This window comes from Polaribacter sp. Asnod6-C07, assembly GCF_045063625.1.
Classification (GTDB): Bacteria; Bacteroidota; Bacteroidia; order Flavobacteriales; family Flavobacteriaceae; genus Polaribacter; species Polaribacter vadi_A.
Window position 1 is genome coordinate 3,728,190 of the sequence record NZ_JBEFOF010000005.1, and the last position, 25,040, is coordinate 3,753,229.

Genomic DNA, 25,040 nt, shown 5'->3' on the forward strand with positions numbered 1-25,040 from the left:
GTACCAATTTTATAAGATGAACAGAAATTACAAATACAGTTTAGATAAAACAAGTAGAAAATTCACTTGCCCAAATTGCAATAAAAAGAGTTTTGTAGAATACATCAACAATAAAACAAACCTTTATTTAGATACTACTATTGGCAGATGTGACAGGGAAAGTAAATGTGGTTATTTTAAAAAATCATCAGGTAATACAATTTCTACTATTTGTAATACAAATTGTAATACAAATCTGTTACAAACTACGTATCACAACCAAAATCTATTGCAACAATATGCAAACAGCATACAACAAAGCAATTTTATTACTTATTTAAACAAGCATTTTATGCAACAAGATGTATTACGTATTGTAGAAAAGTATCACATTGGTACTACAAATTACTGGTTTGGTGCAACCATATTTTGGCAGATTGATGAAAACCATAAAATTAGAGGAGGAAAAATAATGCTATACAACTCTATTTCAGGCAAAAGAATAAAAACTCCTTTTAATCATGTTAGTTGGATGCACAAACAATTAAAACTATCCCATTTTGTATTACAGTAGTGTTTATTTGGGTTACATCTAATTAATACCATTTCTAAAAGTGATACTATTTGCATTGTAGAATCTGAAAAAACTACCATAATTATGAGCCTTTTAATTCCTGATTATCTTTGGTTGGCTACTGGTAGTAAAACAGGTTTTAAAGAAAAGTTATTGACACCAATTAAAGACTATACAATTATTGTTTATCCTGATAAAACAGAATACTCTAAATGGAATGAAACTGCAAAGACTTTAAACTCAAAAGGTTTTCAAATTGAATGCAGTGATTTATTAGAAATTTTGGATATTGAAGATGGTGGTGATTTGGTGGATTATTTAAATTAAACACTGTAAAGTATGATATTTTAAATCTATAATACATTTACAAGAAAAGTCTTACTATTCCTTTATTTTTTTTCAAAGATATAATTAATTTATATTATAAAGCCTGTTTCATCTATTTCTAAAACAGTATTATCTTCTTGATAATTTCTGGTACTAGAATATCACTTATTAAGAATAACATTAAAAGATTTCTAACTTTATAATTGCCAACTCACTATTTAAGTCTGCATAATTTCTTGCAGAACTAAAAACATAATCTTCTGCTGATGCAACAATTTTTTCTACTACAGGATTTTGATGGATATAATTGAGTTTTTGTTTGATAAATTCATTTGAGTAAATATGTTCTGCATGATAACCATCTTGCCAGACTTTAAAATGCTGTTTTCTTTTTAAATGAGCACAGGCTTCTTGAAAATAGCGTAACATCCACTCTCGTCTGCTTTCTGGTTAGTCAATTATAGTTTGTACTATTTTTTTTGAAGTAAACTTCTTAAAATCTCTTATGATATTAGATAAAGGCTCTTTTTCTGAACTCTTGCATAACATATGCAAATGACTAGACATTATACAATATGCATAAATTTCTAGACCTCGTTCTTTTTGGCAATGTTGTAATGCATCTATTAAAATATAACGCTGTTGTAATCGGGTAAAAACATCTACCCAACCTACAGTAGTTATGGTGATAAAATAAGCGTTACCTATTACTGTGGCTTTGTATTTTGTAGACATTCAATTTTTAACTGCAAAATACAAAAATTAACGCATTACTGGGTGGGCACGGAATACAATTCCGAGCTATCACTTTTGTGAAGATATATCCGCGCCATCTGGTTATTATTATTATTATTATTATTATTATTATTATTGACGGTGCTAGTAAATAATAGCCTTTACTTTGTAATAAGGTAATTTATTGAAAAACAACTATCTTTAAAAAGAAAAGTAAAGGTGAACTAGAACAGCTAGCTAGTTTACCAAGAACCATCTAGTGCATTAGTCCTTTACTTCTCTTTTTTACCGTTGAATAGCTTCAAATAGAATGATAGATTCAAGATCTAATAAAGGCTCTAAAGAAGTTCAACATTTTTATTAATTCTTAATCATAAATATATGAAAAATTATTCACTCATTATTGGAATTGATATCTCTAAATCAAAATTAGATATCATTGGTATTAACGCTAATTCAGAGACAATACTACAGCATCAAATTATAGACAATACAAAGACTAAAATTAATTTATTTCTTAAAAAAATAATTAATAAATATAGCATAGTAAATGTATTAGTTACTTTTGAAAATACAGGGATTTATGGATATTTATTAGCCTGCTCTCTTGAAAAATTAAACATGGACTATTGCAATTTATCAGCTCTAGAGATTCATAAATCCGTTGGTATTAAAAGAGGTAAGTCAGACAAAAAGGATGCATTAGTAATTGCTCAATATGCCATAACAAATAAGTATAAATTAAAACTTTCTGTAGCTACAGAAAAACACTTAACTGAATTAAAACTGCTACATACTCAGAGAGAAAAAATCACTAAAGCTATTCGTCAATTTCAAAACAATAAAGAAACGGAACTGTTTTTACCTAAAAAAATGCTTTCTGAATTTTTAAAATCGAACACTAGCATTCTTAAAAATCTTAGGAAAAATTTAAAACTTATAGATGCTCAAATATTAAATATTATAAAAACTAATGATGTGCTTAAAACAGATTATGAACTAACACAGAGTATCCCTGGAATTGGACCACAAACTGCTACTTATTTACTAATCGTCACTAAAGGTTTTACTTGTTTTGAGAACGCTAGACAATTAGCTTGTTATGCTGGTGTAGCTCCTTTTCCATATCAATCTGGATCAAGCATTAAAGGTAGAAACAAAGTAAGCCATTTGGCAGATAAAAAATTAAAATCACTACTAAATATGTGCGCTTTAAACGCTAAAAAACATGACCATCAAATGAATACATATTTTGAAAATAAAGTAAAAGAAGGTAAAAACAAAATGCTAATCTTAAACAATATTAGAAACAAGCTTTTACATCGTGTTTTTGCGGTAATAAAAAGACAGCAACCTTATGTAAACATACATAATTTTGCTGCCTAAAAATTTAAAAAATACATAATGATGTTTTTGGATTGTTGAACTGGAAATAACTCGACTTTTCGAGAGTTATTCTATTTCAATAATGCCTCCAAAATTTATCAGTTTTTATTTGGTTTTACCCATAGAATGCACTATCGTGTTATACTAGCGCCAGCTGGGGATTTTAATTTGCTTACTAATCGTTAGCATTCTTGATAAAACTATATTTTTTAGATATTTTCAATAGAACATCTGTTTATTATCTCTTAGCCCTTTTTTGATATAATTCTTTGAATTACATTTTTTACATTTCATAGCACTTACTTTTTCAAGTGCCAATTTAGGACATTACCAAGAAAGTCTACTAAGATTTTTTATTAACTTTTGAATATTCATACAGTAAACTTGGGTCAGAAATTTTAACTAATATTGTATCTTTAGATATCTCTTTAAAATTCAAAAATTGAGGTTTTTTGTTCTGATTATCTAAAAATAGAATTTTAGTTTTAGAATTATAAAATAAGAAATAACTAGGGTCAGAAAAAGAACCATTATTAAAAATCCTAGTAAGTGAATCTTTTGATATAATAATCTGAGAATAATCAAAACTTTTTTTTATTGAATCAAATTTATTAGATTTATAATTAATTACTTGATAGTTAGAAATTTTTTCTAATAAGTTAAGTTCTTGTTTTTTAATTTTGTACTTATTTGTATTTCTCCACTTTCCAATCAATAAGGAGTCTATAGGATTTTTATTGATTTTTTTGAGAAAATATTTAGCATTTCCTCCACTTGAATGTAAATAAATAAGAGTTATTGAATTATTATCACAACTTACTACAGTGTAAGGTAAAAAATCTGAAAAAAAATGAAATTTATTAAAAAAATTGCCTGTATACTTATTTGAAGATAGAACTTCAGTTGATGTATTATTTTTTTCTAATAGAAAATTATGTACTGTATTTTCCTTATCAAAAAATTTATAAAATTTAGAAGAATCTTTTTCTATTTTCCAACATGTGTTTTTTAAGTCATTCATATCAAAATTATTATAAATAAATTTTACAAGAGTAATATCTTTTTTATTTTCTAAGAAATTAAAAAGTTTAATTGAATCATTTGAATAATTAAAGAAATCATATAATTTATTGCCTATTTCTAGTTTATTCTTTTTTAATTTTAAATTCATAATGTTTTTAGTTGAATCTAAAAAGTTATAATAAACTATTTTGTCTTTTTTAACTTGATAAATAATGTTATTACTTTTGTCAAAATAGTGACCAATTATACTGGGTTTATTTTTACTTTTACATGTTACTAAAAGTATAATTGATAAAAAGTATAATGTTTTTTTATTTTTTCCTAAATTTTTTAACATATTCTGATCTTAAATTTTCGTAATAATTTAAATATTTTTGTCTAGACTCATGACTTTTAAAATTAATGCTTAAGCCCAAAAAATTAATAGCATATTTATTTCTAGAAAAATAAGCAGGTCCTGGATGAAATGTCCAAACATTCGGCTTATTTTCGTAATATGGTATTTTACTATCTAAAGCAGGTATAATGCCTTTATTTGCGTTATAAATTATAATAGTTTGAAATTCGAAATTTTTATAAGATGCATTTTTTAATTCATTTTTTTCATCAAATTCTATAGTACCCCAAAAATCAATTCCTGAACTAACTCCAAAAACTCCCATGAAACCTTTAACTTTTTTTTGTATATCCTCTAAATTTATTGCGTTGTTATTTCTAATTCTTTTACTTTTATACTCTTCCCAATTAGCACCAACTACATCTAGAAGTGCTTGATTATAGGCGTTTGCTTTAAAGTAAGTATTTATTCTATTAGTAATAGTTTTAAAAACGCCAAAAGCAAAATCATCTTGATTTTCAATTTCGATTCCATTTTTAATAAAGTTTTTATATTCTTTTTCAGAGATCACTTTCATTGAACCATCTTCATATCTGGCCATATGTGTACTAGAATTATCACTTGTAGCTTGGTAAGAATAACGAAATCCGTTTTTACCTAAACTTAATCCACCTCCAACTATAGTTCTCATTCCAAAATTATCTGTACCATCTTCCCAGTCAGGATGCATACCGTTTGGGTCAGTAAGGTTTATAGGGTTGTTCCAAGTATAAGCATAAGGTGATTTATCTATTTGCATTGTGCTATTTGCCAATGGATCCACATTAAAAAACCTCCCTAAAGCAGCATCATAGTTTCTTGCCCCATAATCATACCAATCTAATTTTTTGCCATTAATTTCTTCATCTTGGTATTCTTTACCATTGTATTTATAATTATCTTTAACACCAATTATATTGGTATTAAATCCAAGCATTTTCATACCAAAGGGATAATAATTGTTTTCCTCTTTAATTTGTAAATTTAATACTGTTTTATTACCTGTATTGGTATAATTTAAGCGTATGTTACCTAAATGATCTGTGTACTGGTATATATAGGTAAAAGAACTCCCATTAACTTCTATATATCCTTCTGGATGGCTAAAATGCTTAAGTACATTGTTTTCATAAATATACCCATTCGCATAATTGGTTGTAGTACTACCTCCATTTAACACTTTCTTTTCTATTTTGGAGCCAGAAGCTGTATAAAGATATTCAATTCTATTACTACTACCAAAATGTACTCTGGTTGGTAAATTTAAAAAGTTATATTCAATATTGGTAATTCCTTTACCTGTATCTTTGATTAAGTTACCATTATGGGGGTCATAAGTATAATTTGTAAAAGAAGATTGTACACCTTCTGTATAATTATTAGAAGCATCTTCTAATGCAATTAATTTGTTAGACGAGGTGCTATATTCGTAGCTTAAATCATCTATTGCACTGCTAGTACTTCCATTACGTATTAAATTGTTTAAATTACCATTCTTGTCATAATCATAAGAGGTTTCAAACTTACCGCTTCCAGAAAGTAAATTATCATTTTCTCTGTAATTAGCCCCTATTATTCTACTTAAATTGTCATATTTATATTGATAAGCTCTTTTTTTATAATCGCTCTTAGTTCTCCAAATGGTTTCACTAATATTTCCATTATACAATGAAGTGTAATCTGTTGTTGTTGATATATCTTTGTTATTATAATTTACTTTAAAAGTAAATAAATCGTTTCCAATTGTATTTATATCATTAATATCTGTAAGCCAGCCTCTAACGTTATATTTATAATCTACCTTTTGTAAGGGTGTTGCTTCTGTATTACCAACATCTTTGCCTTCTAAAGCACCAAGTTCATCGTATTTATTCTTTACAATCAATTCTTCCAATTGAGAATTAATTTTTTGTTTTTGGGTGATCATTCTACCAAGATGATCGTAACTGAAATAATTTTGGGTAACTACATCTAATTTTCCTGTTTTTTTATGTGTTGTTTTTGTTTCTAAAGCTCTTCCTGTAAAATCATCTAGTTTACTCTCTACAATATCTATTGTATTTAAATAATCGTTAAATGAGTATATATAAATTGGTCGTGCCTTTTCATCGTAATAAGTTACTGTTGTAATCCAGTTATTTTTATCTAACACTCGTTCTTTGCTAACTGTAGCTAAGTTTTTAGTATTTGTTGTCGAAGTTACTCCGTAAGTTGTTGTTATTGTATTTAACAAGCCAGAAGGTAAGTTTATGTAAGTATCATAATAATTTATAGTATATACTTCATCTACTTGTATTGGTATTACTGCTTTTGAATAATAAACAGTTGTACCTGAATTTGAAAAAGAATCATTATTATTTTCAAAAAGAGCATAATTACCATTATCTATATTTACTTGCATAGTTGCCCTACTAAAACTATTGCTAGTGTATCCTGTATAAGCAACCCTACCAAACATATCATATTTGGTAAATAACCATCTGTTTTGAGAGTCTAATTTGGCATCTTGAGTAAGTACTGGTCTATCTAATTTATCATATACTATATATTCCCATCCTTTTCCTGGAATCTTTTTCTCAATTAACCTGTTTTTAGTATCGTATTTATATTGATAACATAGTTCTGATAACTCAGTTGTACTTATAGAATTGTTAACAACATTAATAATAGTAACTTTTGGCGGAATTACATAAGATAAGTTTCCGTATACATCATAAACATAATAGGTGTCATGCCTGTTATTATTATCAAAAGTTCTTTTTAATATTACTCTTCCTCTATAATCCTTGAAAGTATGTGTTGTGTTATCATCTACATCAGAAGCTTTCCAATTTTCATTTTTTGTTATAAATTTATACAAAGTAGGGGCTTTAAAAACTCCTTGAGTTTGTCCTTCCACTTCAAAATAGCCTTTATTGACTAATGAAGGTGTACCATTAGAATTAAAAGAAACTTGTAAATTATAAACTTGATCTGTATTTTCTATTAGTCTATACTCATTTTTAATGGTATGCTCATTCGTAATTCCTTGTTTCCAATCATTCCCTGGAGCAGAAACTTCTACTGGTAAATTTAAAGGAGAACCATCAAAGAAAGTTTCGCTATAGGGGTTAGTTGTATTTTGATATTTAGGTTGATCGTAAAATTGATTTGTTTCAGTTAAAGCATTATTTATAAACTTACCATCATTAGTTCGAAATGAAAAAGGAAGATAGTTTTTTGGTTGCCTACCTAAATCATCGTATTCTATATGAGTAATAATATCTCTTCGAGATGTTGACTGCTGTATAGCAATTTTTTGTATAGGTCTACCAAGACCATCAAAATAGGTAACATTTTGAATTTTATCTGCTGAACTTACATTTGATAATTGATTTTCTTTTTTAGCAACCTGGTAAGTTGTTGTATGTATATAATTTTCATCAGAAAGAGAAATAGGAATATCTTCTAAATCAGGTATGTCTTGTTTAGGTAGTAAAGGAACATAAATATGTATATCAAAAGGTTTAGCTTCTCCATTTTGAAAAAGACTATTATTTCCATTTTTATAAAAAGCATCATAACTGGCTAATCTTATTCCTGTTTTATGACTTGCAGGAATTGCTCCTGTATGTGATAAGTTCTCTTTATTATCTAAGCGTCGATAGCCATAAATAGGCTCAAAATTATGTTGATTAAGCAAATTATCCAAGTCAATTTCTAAATTCTGTCTATGTTTCCAACCTACAGGGTAATAAGAGGCATCAGATATTAATTCATCATTTGTATTTTTTAAATGAATTTTCTCAATATTGTTATTGAGTATAAAATCACTTTGTAAGATAATATCTTGCTCATAACCTGAGGCTTCTGGAAAAAGCTGTATAAAAAGTGATTTTGTTGCTGTGTATGTAATAACTTTAAAACCTCCTGAACTTATGATTGTATTATTAGGTATGGTAAATGAGCCTACATTGTCTTCTATTTTCCATCCAGAAATATCTATGTCCTCTGTAGAACTATTATACAATTCTATAAATTCCCCTGCATGATGATTGGCATAGCTCTGATCTTCTACCATATAGGAGTCAAAATAAACTTCTGAAATAGCAACTTTTCCATATTTAGATTGAGAAATTATAGAATTTATAGTAAATAAGTTAATAATTACTACAAATAAAAATATTTTTTTCTTTTTCATGATTAACTTCTTTTTTTTGCAAATTTATTTTCAGAATCTATTGCAAGCAATTGATTTAAAACAAGTTTTTGTTTATCAGGTAATCCTTGTTGTTTATAAACTCTATATAAAGTATAATGCAATGGAATTAATTGTTTCTTAGAGCTTTTTTTAGCTAAATAAATTTTGTTTGCTATAAAATCTGGAATTAAATCAGAGCTAGTATCTTGGTCGTGTTCAAGAATAGATTTTAAAATAGTTTCAGAAGATGTTAGTTCATTTTTTTTAAGAAGAGAAATGGCATATCCATTAATAATTCTATTTAATAATCCTATAGACTTTAAAGTCTCGTTTTTAAGAATTTCTTCATAAATTAATTTTGCTTTATTCTGTTTTTTCTGTTTTAGTAAACTTTTAGCTTTATTATCTAATATTGTTATTCTTAATGATCCTGTAACTCTCCATTTTTTACTTAATAGATCATTACAAATTGAAGTTACTTCTGCTAGAGAAACATTTAATCCTTTCTTATGGCCAATTTGAATGGCTTTTATCAACCCTAAATAGCTCCACACATTTGGATTGTTTTGGACTTGCCGTCTTCTAAAATCAATGAGTCCTTGGTAGTTTTTTGATTTTAAATATAAACGAATTAGTTTTTTTACAACTTGTGAATCTCTTGGAGCAAGGGTATACCAAACCAATGCTGTATTCATAGCAGAAGAAACGTCTCCACTTTTTCTATATTTTTTCTCTAATAAAGTTAAAATTAAAATCTTTTCTCGCAAAGAGGTAACTTGTCTATTTTCGATATCCTTTGTTAAAAATAATTTGTTTCTTTTTTTAGCATCTAATTTTAACAATTGATTTTCTAGCTCTTGAATTGAATATTGATTAAACCTTTTTTTGTGTTTTACAATATTCTTTTTTTTCTTTGCTTTATAAGTCTTATCTAAACGATAATCTACCCCTTGATTTTGTTCCCTTAATTTTTTCTGTACTTTTTGTAATCCAACAGTTAAATATTTTTGATTGGGACTAATTTCTAAAGCATCTTTATATATTTTTTTAGCTTCTATTAATAAAGATTTTGTAGATCCATTTTTGTATTGAACTGCCATTTTTTTATTTCCAATTTCCAATTGCATCAAACTGCGAGCCATCCTGTCATGAAAAGCTAAGTTTTGTGGATTGAAAGCTATTCCTTTTTTAAAAAGTTCTAAAGAATCAATATATTTTCCTTGAGCTCCATAAACCGCTTTTAAATTATCATAATAACTTAATCGAGTAGGTACTAATTCTATACATTTTCTGTAAAAACTTTCAGATTTTAAATATTCTTTTTTAAAGAAATATTGTTTGGCTTTTTTTGCTAATTCTCGAGCTTCAATAAAATTTGAATAGTTATTAGTCTTTAAAGGAGTATTTAAAGCAAAAAAGGGTGCTGGAATTGTTGTTGCTAAAATACTTAAGGAGGTGAGTTTTAAAAAATTTCTTCTATTATTCTTCATAGTTAAGTAATTCATGAAGAAAGAAAAAAAGGAGAAGTCGGGATTCAAACCCTGATTAATGCTCTAAAAAATAGAATTGCTCTTAATAAGCTACTTCTCCTGTTTATACTTTCAAATTTATGATTTTTTTTTCAATTAAACAATTAATTATTTTTATAATGATATTTGTTTTCGTTTAAAACATTCTCTTCTGAATCTTTTATATATTTTAAACGATTAAAACTATCATAATGGTAATAAACTGTTTTGCCTCTAGGATCTGTTACACTATTTATACCCACTAAATAATTATATGTGTAAGAAGTTATTCGTGTATTTGGCAAAGCTAATCTTAATTCGTCCATTATTTGCCTAATCTGAACATCATTACTCATAGTAGATTGATTATAAGATGTTTGTATATTGTTTCGCAAAGTATAAAGAACATCTGAATGCGTAGAGTTTACTACCTCTGCTACTAAATAATCTAATTTTTCATATCCAAAAATTCTGGATACAAAAACACCATCCTTCCTTTGATATTCTAAAACCCTTCCATTAGCCCCTCTTTTAGTTATTCTATCTGACTTTGTAATATTATCATCCCTTGAAACAAAATCTATATTTTCTAAAGCTATAATGTTATAATCAAAATTCTTGTATATGTGATTTTCAGAAGCAATAATATCCCCATCTTTATTCTTAAAATCTACTTTTAATGGTGTTGATAATCTGTTTTGTGCAATTAATTCAGTAGCCAATGGCATTGCACTTATAGTAGATGTTTGACCAATAAATTTTATAGGGTAAGTAATTTCTTTAGAAACTCGATCATCATAATCAGAACTAAGTGCAGTACAGTCTTGAGTATTTCCTTGATTAGATTCTTCGCTACAACTTGAAACTCTTTTTGTTTCTTTTATAAGTAAAGGAAGTATTTCATCATATACATAATTTTTATTTGTTCTAAATGTATATGGAATATTAACACTTTCTCCTTGAGTTCCTTCAATTATATTTCCAACAGGGTAGTCTCTTGTAACAACTGTAGTTAATAAATCTCTTGCTACGGGTAAGTCTATTTCTTCCCAATACCCCCCACATTTTCCATTGTGATAATTCATATTATATCCAGTCCAAGAATTACTGTAACATCCATCATTTGGGTCGAATGATGACTTATTCAAATATCTAAGTTTTATTGAAGAGAACTCTTTCTGAGTATATATATATTTTGTTTCAGCCCTTAAATCACCATCTTTGGTATAAACATATTCATTAGTAATTTTACCTCTTAGAAAATCTCTATCAAGAAATAATGAAGGTGTTCTAATTGCTTTCCAATTTAGACTTTCAGCATCAGCAGCAGAAGATGGGATAGTAATTGAAGCTTCTAAATTTTTATAAGCAGATAATCCTGGATTTGTATAATAAAACTTTTTATATCCATTGTTGAGTCTATTTTTAACTATTACATTGCTATAACCAACGAATGCTCCTTGGGTAAATTCAACTTGAGATTGTGGAGAAAGAAATGTAGTTAATCCAATACCTGTTTGAGTAATAGAATTTGCTCCGTTAATGGGTAAATCACCTTTAAAAAGTCCATAAATAGGAAAATTAACTATATAACCACTACCATAAGTATAATCTAAAATTTGAGTATTACCTTTATCATCATATAGTTTTTGAGTTTTTATTCTTAAACCTCCCCCTTGTCGAACCTTACTTAAATAATAAAAAGTATTCAATTCGTATTCATATTCATTATATCCTCCTGAAGGAAACGTAATTTTTTTTAGTGTATATGTTTTAGCATAATTTACATCTGCTTCCAAGGAAAAATTACCTGTAACATTAATATAATTAACATCGTAAAAAGGAGTAAGTCTTATGTATTTTGTAAAAGGAGAATTATGATAATATAAATATAATTTTGGAATTGGGTTTGATATGGATAAATTATATGACCCATTATTGTACCCTAAAAAATCGTGTGCATAAGACCCTCTTGGAGGCATTTGATAAGTATTTTCATATGTAAATGTATGCCCAGGTAATTCATTCAAATTCTGATCCACTTCATATACTTTGTCTAAACGTAAACGTTTACTTTGTGCACTATTAGTATTTATATTTGATTGAAAATAATCATATGATAGCTTAATATGTTTTATAACATTACCTTTAATATCTTTTACCTTTATTTCTGTAAGAGCCTTTTCATCTGGATTATCTAACCTGTTAAATCCATAAATAAATTCAACCTCTCCTTTTTCATAAATAATTTTTTTTAGACGATGTAATTTTGGATAGGTAGTAGTTGAATTACCATTGTTTCTAAAAACTATTTCAGATCCACCATTATAAGTACCTCCAGATTGTTTAGTTTCGTCATAAAAATTCACGACATATTCTTCATATTCAAAATCGATTGTTTGATTTGAACTTGGATCAAACATTTTATCTAATTTATAATTTGATACAGTTTCTCTGTATCCTGAAAAAGTTGTATATTTTCCTTTAAATGCTAAATTAGATCTAGAAGTTTCTTCTGAACCAAAACTATATTTGACTCCAGAAATAGAGGTAATTTCTGTATTATCAAAACCTTTTACACCAAAAGTTGACGTTACACCAACAGATGAGGATGGAGGATGAGGTTTATATGTTATATCTATCTTATTTCCTTTGTGCTCTAATTCAACAGGAACAGGTAACCTATTAATAGCGTAAGTAACACCATGTATATTTTGAGCGTAAGAATCTTTGAATATATATTTAGTTGAAATTCCTGGTGCGTTAACAGTAAATATATCTGGTTCGGCATCTTGATATTGATTTATTGAAGTTGCGTAATTAACTCCATCAGTATAACTCAACCATCCACCAGGTTGAGCTGAACCGTTTTTAACATATATTGGATAAAAATCATCCATTCCTTTTGTTAATTTAGAAATCATACCTCCCGCATTTAGACTCCAATTTAAACCAACAGAAGAAGCCATATCATTAACCTTTACGCCAGATGTATTGTAAGATAATGAAATGGGAACACTCATTAAGCCTGAATTAATAGTATAAATCGGAATCCCGACATTTACTCTACCTGTGTAGTTACTTACAGGTACAAAGTTCACTTTTTGAAACGCTGCAACGTCAGGAGGCTGAGGGGCTGAATTTCCAATAACCTGTGAGGCAGTATATAAACTAGAACTTAGGTTTTTGCCATAATAATCTTCTTGAGCATATAAAAGCTTACTACATAACATAGTTATGTAACACAAAAAAAATAGTTTTCTCATAGTTTTTTTTTATTTATGTACAGCCACTACTTAAATATAAGTTTTTTTTTAAAGAAGTTAACTGTTATCTGTAATTCTATCAAATAACTAATTATTTGAAACTCGATTAAAAATACAAATAAATTTTCTTATTTTTTTCCCCATAAATGGGGAAATTTAGATCTCCCCATTTATGGGGAGGTATCTCCCCATAAATGGGGAGATCCAGAAAAAAAAAAACTTGATTACCAGTGAGTTATTGTTTATTTGAATTTAAGATATTGATATTCTTTTAAAAAAAAATAATATGATTTAAGTCAGCTATAGAAAAATAAGCGCTGAAAAATTCAAGAAATTACTGTACTTAATTTAAACATCGGTAAATACATTGCAATTAAAATTGTAGCCACAATTACACCTAATATTAAAATGATAAATGGTTCTATAGTAGCAGAAATCATTTTAGATCTGTACTCTATTTCTTCATTGTATTGGTCAGTCAACCTATGAAAAATAGTTTCATTTTGATTGGTTTCATCAGCAACTTTTATTAGAGAAACCATCTTTTTATCAAAAATTTTATATTTAATCATACTTTGATGCAGGCTCTTTCCTTGGAGAATGTCATATTCCACTTTTTCTAAAGCATTTTCTAAAGGATAAAAGTCTATCATTTTTTTTGTGAGCTGAATCCCATTTAACAAGGTTACTTTTGCCCCAGTTAATAAAGTAATGGCTTGGGTAAATTGAGCTATCTTAACTTTTCGTACAAACTCTCCTATTAATGGTAATTTTAATAAAAACTTAGATGTGTATTTTTGATACCATTGTTTTTTGTTTACTAATTTTCTGATCACAATTAGTGAAATTATTAATGGGAAAACCATCCACCAATACTCTTGAAAAACATCAGAGGTTATCATAATTTTTTTGGTTATCCAAGGCAGCTCTACTTTGTTTTGTTTAAAAATATCTGCAAACATTGGTACTACAAATTGCAACATAAACAAAATAGCTAAAAAAGCTGTTAATAAAACAACAATCGGGTAAGACAATGCACTTATAATAATTCTGCGTTGTTCATTTTTACGTTTATAAAACACACCTAGTTCCTTGGCTACTTTTTGCAAAGCTCCTGTTTGTTCCCCTATCTTTAAAGAATGGTATTCGTATGTTGAGAATTCTTTTTGCTTTTCAATAGCATCTGAAAGATTTTTACCACTAATCAAATCTGTAACTATTCCATTAATAAGCCTTTTATCATTATCTTTTTTTTGTTCTTCTGCAATTAAAACTAAAGCATCTTTCAAAGTTAAACCAGTATTTAATAAAACATACAACTCAGTGTAAAATCCTTCCTTCTTTTTATTAGGAAAAGAATTACCAAAAGCAATTTCCTTTTTTAATATTTTATCAATATCAAAAGAGGAATTTTTCTTTTTTTGCTTTTCTATGTTTTTTAGTTGAAATGCCATAAACCTTCTTCAGTTTTTCAATAAACAGTGTCCAATAGTTTTTTATGATTAATATAGTAAGAAGCATCTTTTACTTTATGCATAAAGAGGAATTTTTCTCCATAGTTTTCTGATAGATTCATTTCAATAGCATCAATGGTATTTTCTTTAACAATTTTCCCATTTAAAAAAAACTTTTTATTAGTAACTTCAATTTTAAAAGTATCTCTATTTCTAATAATTAAGTAATCTTTAAAAACATACAAAACACTGTCTTTTGTGTTTTTGAGTATCAAATGATTATTATCTTTATTATAGAAAGCGTTTCTAGCATTAAAATCTCTTGTTAAAGTAGCTTCAAAAAATTGAACTTCTTGTTTTTTTTGATAATTATTTTGAATAGATATTACTTGACTTTTCACCATATTTAACACCAAAAAACCCATAGCAATAATTATACTAGCTAAGACTAAAACTACCAGCATTTCTGCCAATGTAAAGGCTTTAAGTTTTTTATCTTTCATTGTAAATATTAGTTATAATTCTTTTGACTTTACTTTTACCCTTATTAATATCTTGAATAGAGAATTCAATACATTTTATATCATTCAGAATAACATTTTTAATCTGAATAGAATATCCACCTTCCTGATAAGAAAGCGGAATTTCTAGCTGTTTATTTTGATATTGGTATATTAATTTCTCAATTTTCACATCTAGATTTTGTGTATCTTTTTGAATACTACTAACCATCAAATTATTTAAAGTAACTATGGCTATTGCAAAAACAATTAATAAAATAGAAGTTGCTACAATAATTTCTGTTAATGAGGACGCTTTCAATGATAAGGAGATTTTCTTTTTTAATCTACCCATTTCGCCAGTTGATTTGATGATTGATTAATTTGTAACCCTGCAAACTCATGTGGAATTATGTTTGCATTAATTTCTCCATTATAAATATGATTTACATAAATATCTCCCGATTTTTTGATGATAAAATTATTCGTATAAATTGATCCAAATACTTCTCCTTGAAACTGAACATTTTTAGAACAATATACCTCCCCCACTACTTTTGCATTTTCTTCAATTTTAATTTGAGCATCATAATTGCTTTGAAGATTTTCTGAATGATAGACTACCAAACCTCTAACATCTGTATTTTCATTTAAAACAATTGAAAATTCTTCATTTGTTGATTTTTGATTTTGAGAAGTTATCCCATAATTCGCATTTGATTTATTTAAAAGAACCAATGCAGACGGATAGAGTAAATTTGAATTTGAGTTTATTTCTATTTTCTTAGTAGCAATAGCTTGAAAACTTCCTGTTGTTTTACCTTCTACAATAATTTCTGGAGCTATTAATATTACATCTTCTAATTTTGCAGTTGAAGTTACCGTAATTTTCTTTTGTGAGACAATTAATATATGGCCACTTAACCAAATGTTAGAAATTAGTATTGGTGCATCATCTTCATATAATAAACCTTTATCGTTAAATGATTGATGCAATTTTAAACCGTTAACTAATTCAAAGGTTACAAAATCTTCTTGAGCGTAATTTTTTACAAAGTTTTTTAAATACTGAATATTTTGAATTTGAGGTAATTGACTATCACTTTGTTTTTTATATCCATAAATAAGTTGATTCCCATAATAAGATTCTCCTGCAATATTTCCTGATTTAACCCCTAGTTTTGGTAAATATGCATTTCCCGTAATTTTTGTTTTTCCTACTAGTACTAAAGATGAATTGTTTTCTTTTAAATATAATGCATCTCTTTTTTTATTTTGAGAACCTAAAATTGCAATCTTATGAAAATATTCATTTTTTACTTTTGAAGTAGCAATTCCGATATCAAAAATACCCCAATGCTTTTTTATAAATGTGGTATTTGAAAATTTTGTATCAGATAAGTTTAGCGTAATTTCTTCATTATAACTTATCTCTTTTTGTTTTAAATAAGAAAAAGGCATAATTGTATTAGTTATAGCTTCTTTTGTAAAACTATGCTTTATTATCATTTTTTGTTGCAAATACACTAATGAAATAAAAGCAAAAATAATAATAGCAATGATGATTGAAATCACCAAAACATATTGTAATGCTCCTCCTTTTATTTTTTTTGTGAACTGCATTATTGTTTTAAAATGATCTTGGTTTCGTTTAAAAATCTGACTACAGCTTCTTCTTTATTCGCCTTAATTAATTTTACCTTTTGAAATGTTTCACCTTTTTTTAAAAATTCTTGACTTCCATTAATGGTTAAGATATAAGATGTCTTCCTTTCACCTTGAATTAATCCATTATAAATCACTTCTGGAAATGTTTTTTTTGACTGTTCTTGCTTGGTTTTATTTTTGACTAGGATATTTTTCTTTTTAGGAAAACTCCCCAAAAAAGGATCTCTATATTCTGCTTGAAGTTCATACATAGAAGATGTAACTGAAGGTATTTTTTGAAAGCTATTTTGAGCTAGTAGAACTTTTAACTCTGGTACACTTGGATTCATTCTATTATAAATTTGATACCCTATTGTTCCCCAAATTCCTAAAACAGCAAGTAGTAATATATATGTTTTTTGTTTTTTTTTCATTATTATTTTTTTTTATGAAATTAAAAAAGGATACACTTCTTCAATAGAAGTAATTCCTTGTTTCACCAATGCTATCATATTTGATTTTAAAGTAGCAATATTATTCTTTTTTAAATAATCATAAATTTCTACATTTTTATTTTCAATACTTTTTACCAACTCTTCTGTTATTGGAATAATCTCATAAACTGCCTTCCTTCCTTGATAACCTGTTTGATAACAACTAGGACAGCCAACTGCTTCGTAATGAAAATCTATTTTTGAAAGTTCTTGAACAGCATCTAAGTTAAGATTTACATCAGCCTGAGATCGTTTACAATTATTGCAGAGTTTCCTTACCAATCGTTGAGCTACACTCACATTTAAAGTACTCGCAATTAAAAAAGAAGGTATACCCATATCTATTAAACGAGATACAGTTGCCCAAGCTGAATTAGTATGTATAGTCGACAATACTAAATGACCAGTTAAAGAAGCTCTTATTGCCATATTTGCAGTATCTACATCCCTTATCTCACCCACCATAATAATATCTGGATCTTGTCTTAAAAAAGTTCTTAAAGTACTTGCGAAATCTAATCCTATATTTTGTTTTAATTGCACTTGATTTACTCCTTCTAAAGTATACTCAATAGGATCTTCTATGGTTAAAATATTAGCATCATTGCTATTTAATAATTTTAACGTAGCGTACAAAGTCGTAGTTTTACCCGAACCTGTAGGCCCAGATATTAATATAATACCACTTGGTTTTTGAACAGCAGTTATATATGTTTTAATCTCTTCATCTGTAAAACCCAAATTATCTAATGAAAAAAGTATATTATTTTTTGATAAGATTCGTAATACTAATTTTTCTCCATATAAAGTTGGCAATGAAGAAACACGTATATCAAAATCTTCTTGTGACGTTCTTAAGTTTATTCTTCCATCTTGAGGTAAACGTTTTTCAGAAATATCTAAACTTGACATTATTTTAATCCTATTGATGATTTTCGGATATTCATCCAAAGAAATTACATAACGTTCTATGAGTTTTCCATCAATTCGTAATCGCACACGTGCTTGTTTTTCAAAAATTTCAAAATGTATATCACTACTCCCAATCTCTTTTGCTTCGTATATAATATTCATTAAAAAATCTTCTGAATAATGCAAAGATTTTTGTTGACTTATTCTCTCTCTTTTACGATAGTTGATTTCTAAATAACGTTGAATTTTATCACTATCAACAATCTCCAATTTAATTTCTTTACCAAAGACAATTGCTAATTCTTGAGACAGGATCTCTTTTTGAACTGAATCTGTTTTAAATATCCATAAATTATCAACTTCTTCAATAGGGATGATACGATAGTGATAAGCCTGATCACTAGATATAAGCTGTGTTAAAATAGTTGATATTTCATATTGTTGTATTTCCATTACACTTCATAAATATTAACTACATTCATAAATTTATTTACCATTAATACAAGTAAAAAAAAAAGACTCTGTAATCCTGCTAAAGGCACTGTATCTTCTTTTAATTTTGATTTCAAAATTAGAAATACAATCAAAGCAAATATTATAGAAAAAATAAACACCATCAAAAAAGATAAAATAGGTAAACTAACTGCTAATACTATAAAAAATAATAAATCTCCTCTTCCAAAAACTTCAAAAATTTGCTTTTTCATTTTCAATTTTGCGTACCCCCATAGAAAGCAAAATACAAGTGCTATAAAAATAAGATTTATTAAACTGTTTATCACAAAAGAAATATTTGATAGCGATATAAAATTAATTGTTCCACCTAATAACAGTCCAAAAATTAATAACCATAAAGATACTCTTCTTTCTTTTATATCTTGATAAAAAAGTATTCCTAAAATAATCATCAATAAAATTTCTAATATTAATTTCATAAACTAGTTACTTATTCTTCTGTGTTAATTTTTGAATAAAGAATTTTCCTATCAATTCTTCTTTATTTTTTCTGTAATTTTTCTTTTTTTCAAAATCAAGAGAAATCAATTGTCCCAATTGTTGTCTTTCTAATGTATTTAAAAGTTTTAATAATGAGCTAAAAGTTCCTTTGATTTCAAAAGAATAAGTTTTTACAATAGTGTTATTCTGTTCTATAGTATGAGGTTCATTAAATGAAATAATACTTAAAGGAATAGATTTTTTAAAAGTATTTAATTTTTGTAACAATGTTTGCTGAAAAGAATTTTCTATTGATATTTCTTTTTTTGCTAAAATAGAATCTAAATATCTGTTTTCTTGCTGTAAATTGAGAATACGTTGATTTGCATTAGACAGTAATTCCTTTTCTTTTTTCAATTCATTAACACGTTTTTTTAATACAAAAGTATTTTTGATAGAGAATTGATAAGAAATAAATAACAGTATCAAAAAACCAATAACCAAAGCAGTATTTTTTTGTTTATCAGTCATTCGTTTTTATTATAAATTCAAAACTAGAAGTCATATTTTTATTTTTTCCTCTTCCATACTCCATAATTAAAACTTCTTTGATCCAAGATTTTTGTTCTAAAAAAGAAATCCAATTAGAAAATGCTTCATCATTCTTAGATTCACCTTTTACAATAATTATATTCTTTTTAAAGTTGTAGGGTTTATCATCTTTTTGAATTCCCTCTTTAGGTTGAAAATAGATTTGTGTTAACATACTTGATTCTGGAAGAGAAATTCCCAATTCATCAAAATATTTAGAAATTGAAATGTTAGCTCCTGATTGTATTCCCTGTATAAGCTGTTTTTTTTGTGTAACTTTTTTTTGTAATGTATTGAGTTGACTTTTATAAGTTTGACTAATTTGTAGCTCTGCAGAAAGATTGCCTACTTGATCTCTATAATTTGTAAATGCAAAGAAATTAACTAGTAATATTAGCAATAAAAAGCCCAACCCTGCTTTTAAACCAATATCAAAAAAACGTTTTTGCTTATAACTTTCAGCTAATATACCCTGAATTGAACTTGTGGTATTTTCAGTATAATAGGCTATAATACCAGCTAAAGATAATAGTTCTATATTAGATACTTCTATATCATTTATGTTGTAGTCTATTGTTGCAACTTCTTGTTTTTCTATTATTACAATTTTATTATTTTCTAAATAAATATTTGCATTTGAAGTGGTTAATATTTTATTTTTCTGAAATCTCAAAAGATGTTGAATGGCTAAATTGCCAATTGAAAAATCAATCACAAAAATCCCTGCTTTCAAGTATAAGTTTAGGATGACATCTATTGTCTCTTTTCTTGCAATAGCTACAAAAGAATAAATATCATCTGTATATAATTCGAAATAAAAATCGTTTAAAATAATATTTGGAAAAGCAGTTTTAACTATCTTTTTTTTATCAACATCTGTAAACTCAACTCTTTTAGCTAATACTTGTTCATCGTTTAAAATCAAAAAAATATGTTTTTGATCTTTTAGAACATTAATAACATCTTCTTGTTTATGAACTATTTTTCTTTGAAAAATTTGAAGTTCTTTTTTCTTTTGAACAAGCTGTAATATTGAAAAAGAATTGTTTTCTGCGTGTTCAACCGCTGTATATTTATTTCCATATTTTATAAACTTTCCTATCATTTTAATAAATGATTGTTGGTTTTATAAGCACTGAAAGTTTACTTTTTTGTGCAGTTCTTGTTCTTTTACTAAATAAATATTTAATTATTGGTATTCTCGCAAGAAAAGGAACACCTGAACCTGAATTATTTCGCGAAGATTCTTCAATTCCACCTAATATTACGATATCTTTATCTTTTACTCTAATTGTAGAAGTAAATTCTCTAGAATTCATTCCTGGAGGAGCTTCTGAATCAATTTGTACACCATTAAAATCAGATTGTAATACATTAATATTTAAAGTAATGTTTCCATCCCCAGATACTAGTGGACGAATTCCAATTGATAAATCTGCATCAATAGGATAATAATTTTTAACATCTGTAATAACCGGATTTTGTGTTCCGATTGTATTAGTTTGGGTAACTGCATAATACGAACGTTCTCCTCTTGATAAGGTGGCTTGATGCCCATTTAATGTTGAAAGTTTGGGTGTCGATCTTATTTTTAAATTTCCATTTGTTTCTAATGCTTGAATTCTAGCATAAAAATTAGGAACTACTTTTCCTACATTTAAAGCTCCAAAATTATTAAAACCTCCTATAATTTTATTAATACTTGCAGCTCCTATTGTTAAGTCAGTAGAAGGGAATACAGTTCCTTGATCTGTTGTGGGTGAATCTCCAATTCCTAAATCTAAACCTGTAGTTACTGAACTTGAATTACTAACTTCAATAATCATCACTTCTATTAAAATTACAGGAACAGGTTTATCAATAGTTTTTAAAAAGGCTTTAAAAGCTTCTATTTTCTGTGCATTACCATTTACTAAAAAAGAATTTTGCTCAACATCTGTCGTAATTTCTAAACCTTCTGTTATTTTTTTTGGAACCAAATCTAAAATAGCATCAGATTTATTTGAATAATCTTGAAAAGTACTTCTATTGTTGTTTATTGAATTTCGATTATTTAGGTTATTACTGTAGTTTTGATTATTTTGATTAAAGTTTGAAGTATTATAATAACTTTGATTTCCATTCAGACCATTTATTCCTAGGGAATTATTTGCTAAGCTAGAATTACTATTACTCTGAATAGGAGTATTCATAATTTCTATTGAACGATGTAGTAATGGAATGATAACAGTGCTTGTTAAAGAAACTTCTTTATTGTCTCCAAAATAGTAGATATCATTCATCTTTTTAAAACTAAAATTTGTATTTTCTAAAATTTTAGTCAACAATACATCAAACGTAATATTATTGGCTTTTACAGTTGCATTTCCTGCATTTGTAAATGGACTGGTTGTAAACATATTAATACTAAGATCATAACCAATATCTTTTATGATGGAAGCAATTTCTATATTTTCAAAATCTACATCTATAATTTGTTTAACAGTGTCTTGTACTTTAAAGTAAAAGTTAGCATCTTTATATCTAGCAGGTTTCTGTCTTCTATTATCAGTAATTCCTTTTTGATTAGGTGCTAAAGCTCTTTCAAATAAGTAAAAATTATCTTTGGTTTTTGTAACTGATAAATTATTAGCAAATGCAATTTTATCTATTGCACTTTCTAGTGGCATCTCTTTAATATAAGAAGTTAGTTTTTGATTTTCAATTTCAAGAGCATAGGATAAGTTTTTTCCTGTAATATTGGTTATTTCTTTAAAGGCAGTATAAAGAGAATCGTTTTGTAAATCAATAGAAAACAAATCTTTGTCTTTGTCATATACAGCCTTAATATCTCTTGCTTTATATGGTTTAACGTACCTTTTTATGTTCAAAATAGTGCCTAAAGATTTAATTGTTAAATCAAATTCATTACAAAGGTACAAGAACACATTTTTTACAGTTGCATTGGAGAAATTTTGCGTAATTCTAAATTGATTTAGGTTAGATGCAATACTAACATTTAATTTATGCTCTCTAGCAATTGCTCTAATAAAAACAGGAAGTTCAGTATCATTTAAATTAAAATCTACTTTTTTTGAAAGCCCAGAAATTGAATTGGATAAACTATCTAATTTGATTTCTATTTCGTTAATTCTATTTCTTTTTTCTTGACCAAAATTAGTATGGTTAATGAAAATAAGAAAAAACAATATTAGTGCTGATTTTTTTATCACTTTAAATTTGGGGGTTTATTTAACTTTTAAGTTGTTTGAGGCATAATTTGTAGAATATCCTGAGTTATATGCTTTTACTCGCCATTCATAATCTCCTATTTCTAAATCTTTTACTAAATAGGTCTTTACTTGAGTTGAATCTAGTATAATTTGGACTGCATTATCAAAATTTGGTGTTGCAATTTGAATTTGATACTCATTAGCTTCAGGAACCTCTTGCCAATTAAATTGAATATTACCAGAAATTACATCTGAATTTTCTGAAGGTGCTATCAAAATAACAGTTTCAGATGATATGTCTTCCACAAAAATTGCTTCACAATTCATAAAAAGACACAATATACTTATAAATAGCAATCTCTTTTTCATTCTTTTCTATAGTTATTTAAAATATAAATGTAATAAATTATTATTATTTTAATACTTTTGGAAGTGTGAATTTTCTAAATTGCTGAACGATGAAAAAAAAGAAAAAGCTATTATCAAAGAAAATAGATGCTTTTAATATGCAAGAACTCCTAGTGGTTTTGGTTATTATTGGCATTCTGATTTTAATTGCTTTACCCAATTTAATGCCAATAGTTTCAAAAGCTAAAGCTCTTGAAGCGCAAACTAATTTATCTACTATTTACTCTTTTGAAAAGAATTATTTTTTTATGCATTCAAAATATACAAATAATTTTAATGATATAGATTACCTGCCTAATAAAACTGTTAAAGAAGGTGGAACTGCTAATTATGAATATGAAATTATAGAAGCCACAAATAATTCTTTTAAAGCAAAAGCAATAGCTGTTACTGATTTTGATGGTGATGGCATTTTAAACGTTTGGGAGATTGATGAGAACAAGAATTTGAAAGAGGTAATTAAAGATTAAATTAATTCTATATAAACTAAAAATGCAATTGTTAAGTTTTTGAAAAATGTGCTCAGCTATCTCTGCTACTAATTATCTCTTTTTAAGAAAGTGCTAAAACAAAAAAACTAATTATACTAAATCTTGCACTAAAAGTCATTTATTTTAAGGTTGAATATCAATAATATTTAAGTTTTTTTTTATAAAATAAAATTTTATTATATAAAAAATTGCTCTTCAAACAATTAGATTATTATATTTGAAAAGAAATTTATCATTAATCAGAGTACACGATTTAGTACACGATTTTATCAAAATAAAGCTTAAACTGGGTTTTTAAAATGGGTTTATTTTAAATTCATAACCCTGAGGTCACGGGTTCAAATCCCGTTTTCGCTACAAGCTTAAAGCTAATTAAATCAACGAATTGTGTATCACAATTCGTTTTTTTATGCCTTCCTTTTTCTTACTTTTACAAAGAGTACACAATCGAGTACACGATTTACCTATGAAATTGAATTATTCTGAGCCAAAAATCTATTTTTTTATCTAATACAAAAATGCAATACAATCAAACACAGTATTACAATATTGTGTTGTTTTAGATCTAATACTTTTTTAATTAGCAGTAAAAAAACATCAGAAATTAAATTTAGATTTAATTGTTTTTTTTTACTTTTCCAATACTAGAAAAAATCATCTTAAAATAAAATGAATTATCGTTTTCAATTAATATTTTATCATACCAAATATCTCTATCATAGTAAGGTAACAAACAATTTGAGCCTGATATTAAAACTATTTTATACCAAGTAATATTATCATCAACTTTAGTTTTAAGCATATTTTTTTTGGATCTACTGCTAATCCCTAACACCTTTACCAACTTTTTTTTCTGACCTAGATCCACTTTTTATAAATTCTGTTTGACAAGACCTTCTTCATTTAATTTAACTGAGCAACAACTCCATGAGTTGTTAAAGTAGATTCAGCTAAAAATAAAGTTAGTTTTGTTAATTTTATTTTTCTTTAAACTCCTATAATTAAACTAAATAGACATTTATAAAACAAAATATAATTAAT

18 protein-coding genes and 2 pseudogenes are annotated in these 25,040 nt (G+C 26.9%); 3 read left to right on the plus strand and 17 right to left on the minus strand.

Features of this window, described 5'->3' with window-relative positions:
• The first annotated feature begins 16 nt into the window (after positions 1 to 16).
• A pseudogene (locus ACJJVK_RS16240) lies at positions 17 to 880 on the plus strand (DUF6371 domain-containing protein).
• 180 nt (positions 881 to 1,060) lie between these two features.
• Here the strand turns inward: ACJJVK_RS16240 and ACJJVK_RS16245 are convergent.
• Positions 1,061 to 1,615: pseudogene (locus tag ACJJVK_RS16245) on the minus strand (REP-associated tyrosine transposase).
• A gap of 381 nt (positions 1,616 to 1,996) precedes the next feature.
• On the opposite strand from ACJJVK_RS16245, the gene ACJJVK_RS16250 reads away from it, so the two are divergent.
• Positions 1,997 to 3,001, plus strand: a complete 1,005-nt coding sequence (locus tag ACJJVK_RS16250; protein ID WP_405567949.1) for an IS110 family transposase — start codon at positions 1,997 to 1,999, stop codon at positions 2,999 to 3,001.
• Between the two features lie 343 nt (positions 3,002 to 3,344).
• Here the strand turns inward: ACJJVK_RS16250 and ACJJVK_RS16255 are convergent, their stop codons facing one another.
• The 15 genes from ACJJVK_RS16255 to ACJJVK_RS16325 form a co-directional block, all read right to left on the minus strand.
• Positions 3,345 to 4,172, minus strand: a complete 828-nt coding sequence (locus ACJJVK_RS16255; protein WP_405567951.1) for a hypothetical protein — start codon at positions 4,170 to 4,172, stop codon at positions 3,345 to 3,347.
• A 163-nt stretch (positions 4,173 to 4,335) separates the two neighbouring features.
• Entirely contained in the window at positions 4,336 to 8,580 is a 4,245-nt protein-coding gene (locus ACJJVK_RS16260) for a DUF6443 domain-containing protein (protein ID WP_405567953.1), read from the minus strand.
• A 2-nt stretch (positions 8,581 to 8,582) separates the two neighbouring features.
• A complete protein-coding gene (locus tag ACJJVK_RS16265) occupies positions 8,583 to 10,070 on the minus strand; it encodes a tetratricopeptide repeat protein (RefSeq protein WP_405567955.1) in 1,488 nt (495 codons plus the stop codon).
• A gap of 143 nt (positions 10,071 to 10,213) precedes the next feature.
• The gene (locus ACJJVK_RS16270) at positions 10,214 to 13,354 is read right to left on the minus strand and encodes a hypothetical protein (RefSeq protein ID WP_405567956.1); all 3,141 of its coding nucleotides are present in this window, start codon (positions 13,352 to 13,354) and stop codon (positions 10,214 to 10,216) included.
• Positions 13,355 to 13,680: 326 nt separating this feature from the next.
• Complete coding sequence (locus ACJJVK_RS16275) at positions 13,681 to 14,808, minus strand: type II secretion system F family protein (protein WP_405567958.1); 1,128 nt, start codon at positions 14,806 to 14,808, stop codon at positions 13,681 to 13,683.
• 17 nt (positions 14,809 to 14,825) lie between these two features.
• Positions 14,826 to 15,311: a type II secretion system protein J gene (locus ACJJVK_RS16280; protein ID WP_405567961.1), complete on the minus strand. Its 486-nt coding sequence runs from the start codon at positions 15,309 to 15,311 to the stop codon at positions 14,826 to 14,828.
• Complete coding sequence (locus ACJJVK_RS16285) at positions 15,301 to 15,630, minus strand: hypothetical protein (protein WP_405567963.1); 330 nt, start codon at positions 15,628 to 15,630, stop codon at positions 15,301 to 15,303. Before ACJJVK_RS16285 ends, ACJJVK_RS16280 begins: the two co-directional genes overlap by 11 nt.
• A 20-nt stretch (positions 15,631 to 15,650) precedes the next feature.
• Positions 15,651 to 16,931 carry a hypothetical protein gene (locus ACJJVK_RS16290; protein ID WP_405567965.1) on the minus strand — a complete coding sequence of 427 codons (1,281 nt, stop codon included), beginning with the start codon at positions 16,929 to 16,931 and terminating at the stop codon, positions 15,651 to 15,653.
• A complete protein-coding gene (locus ACJJVK_RS16295) occupies positions 16,931 to 17,389 on the minus strand; it encodes a hypothetical protein (protein ID WP_405567968.1) in 459 nt (152 codons plus the stop codon). The genes ACJJVK_RS16290 and ACJJVK_RS16295 overlap by 1 nt, the downstream gene beginning before the upstream one ends.
• Positions 17,390 to 17,401: 12 nt before the next feature.
• Entirely contained in the window at positions 17,402 to 18,814 is a 1,413-nt protein-coding gene (locus ACJJVK_RS16300; protein WP_405567971.1) for a GspE/PulE family protein, read from the minus strand.
• Positions 18,814 to 19,296, minus strand: a complete 483-nt coding sequence (locus ACJJVK_RS16305; protein WP_405567974.1) for a prepilin peptidase — start codon at positions 19,294 to 19,296, stop codon at positions 18,814 to 18,816. Before ACJJVK_RS16305 ends, ACJJVK_RS16300 begins: the two co-directional genes overlap by 1 nt.
• A 7-nt stretch (positions 19,297 to 19,303) precedes the next feature.
• On the minus strand, positions 19,304 to 19,828 hold the full coding sequence (locus ACJJVK_RS16310; RefSeq protein ID WP_405567976.1) for a hypothetical protein: 525 nt from the start codon (positions 19,826 to 19,828) through the stop codon (positions 19,304 to 19,306).
• Positions 19,821 to 20,993 (minus strand): hypothetical protein, encoded by a 1,173-nt coding sequence (locus tag ACJJVK_RS16315; RefSeq protein ID WP_405567978.1) that lies wholly within the window; start codon positions 20,991 to 20,993, stop codon positions 19,821 to 19,823. The genes ACJJVK_RS16310 and ACJJVK_RS16315 overlap by 8 nt, the downstream gene beginning before the upstream one ends.
• A gap of 1 nt (position 20,994) precedes the next feature.
• A complete protein-coding gene (locus ACJJVK_RS16320; RefSeq protein ID WP_405567980.1) occupies positions 20,995 to 23,076 on the minus strand; it encodes a hypothetical protein in 2,082 nt (693 codons plus the stop codon).
• A 39-nt stretch (positions 23,077 to 23,115) separates the two neighbouring features.
• On the minus strand, positions 23,116 to 23,427 hold the full coding sequence (locus ACJJVK_RS16325) for a hypothetical protein (protein WP_405567982.1): 312 nt from the start codon (positions 23,425 to 23,427) through the stop codon (positions 23,116 to 23,118).
• A gap of 131 nt (positions 23,428 to 23,558) precedes the next feature.
• Between ACJJVK_RS16325 and ACJJVK_RS16330 the strand changes: the two genes are divergently transcribed.
• On the plus strand, positions 23,559 to 23,978 hold the full coding sequence (locus tag ACJJVK_RS16330; protein ID WP_405567984.1) for a prepilin-type N-terminal cleavage/methylation domain-containing protein: 420 nt from the start codon (positions 23,559 to 23,561) through the stop codon (positions 23,976 to 23,978).
• Between the two features lie 637 nt (positions 23,979 to 24,615).
• Here ACJJVK_RS16330 and ACJJVK_RS16335 read toward each other — a convergent pair.
• Positions 24,616 to 24,801, minus strand: coding sequence for a hypothetical protein (locus tag ACJJVK_RS16335; protein WP_405567987.1), 186 nt, complete (start codon positions 24,799 to 24,801; stop codon positions 24,616 to 24,618).
• Positions 24,802 to 25,040 lie beyond the last annotated feature (239 nt).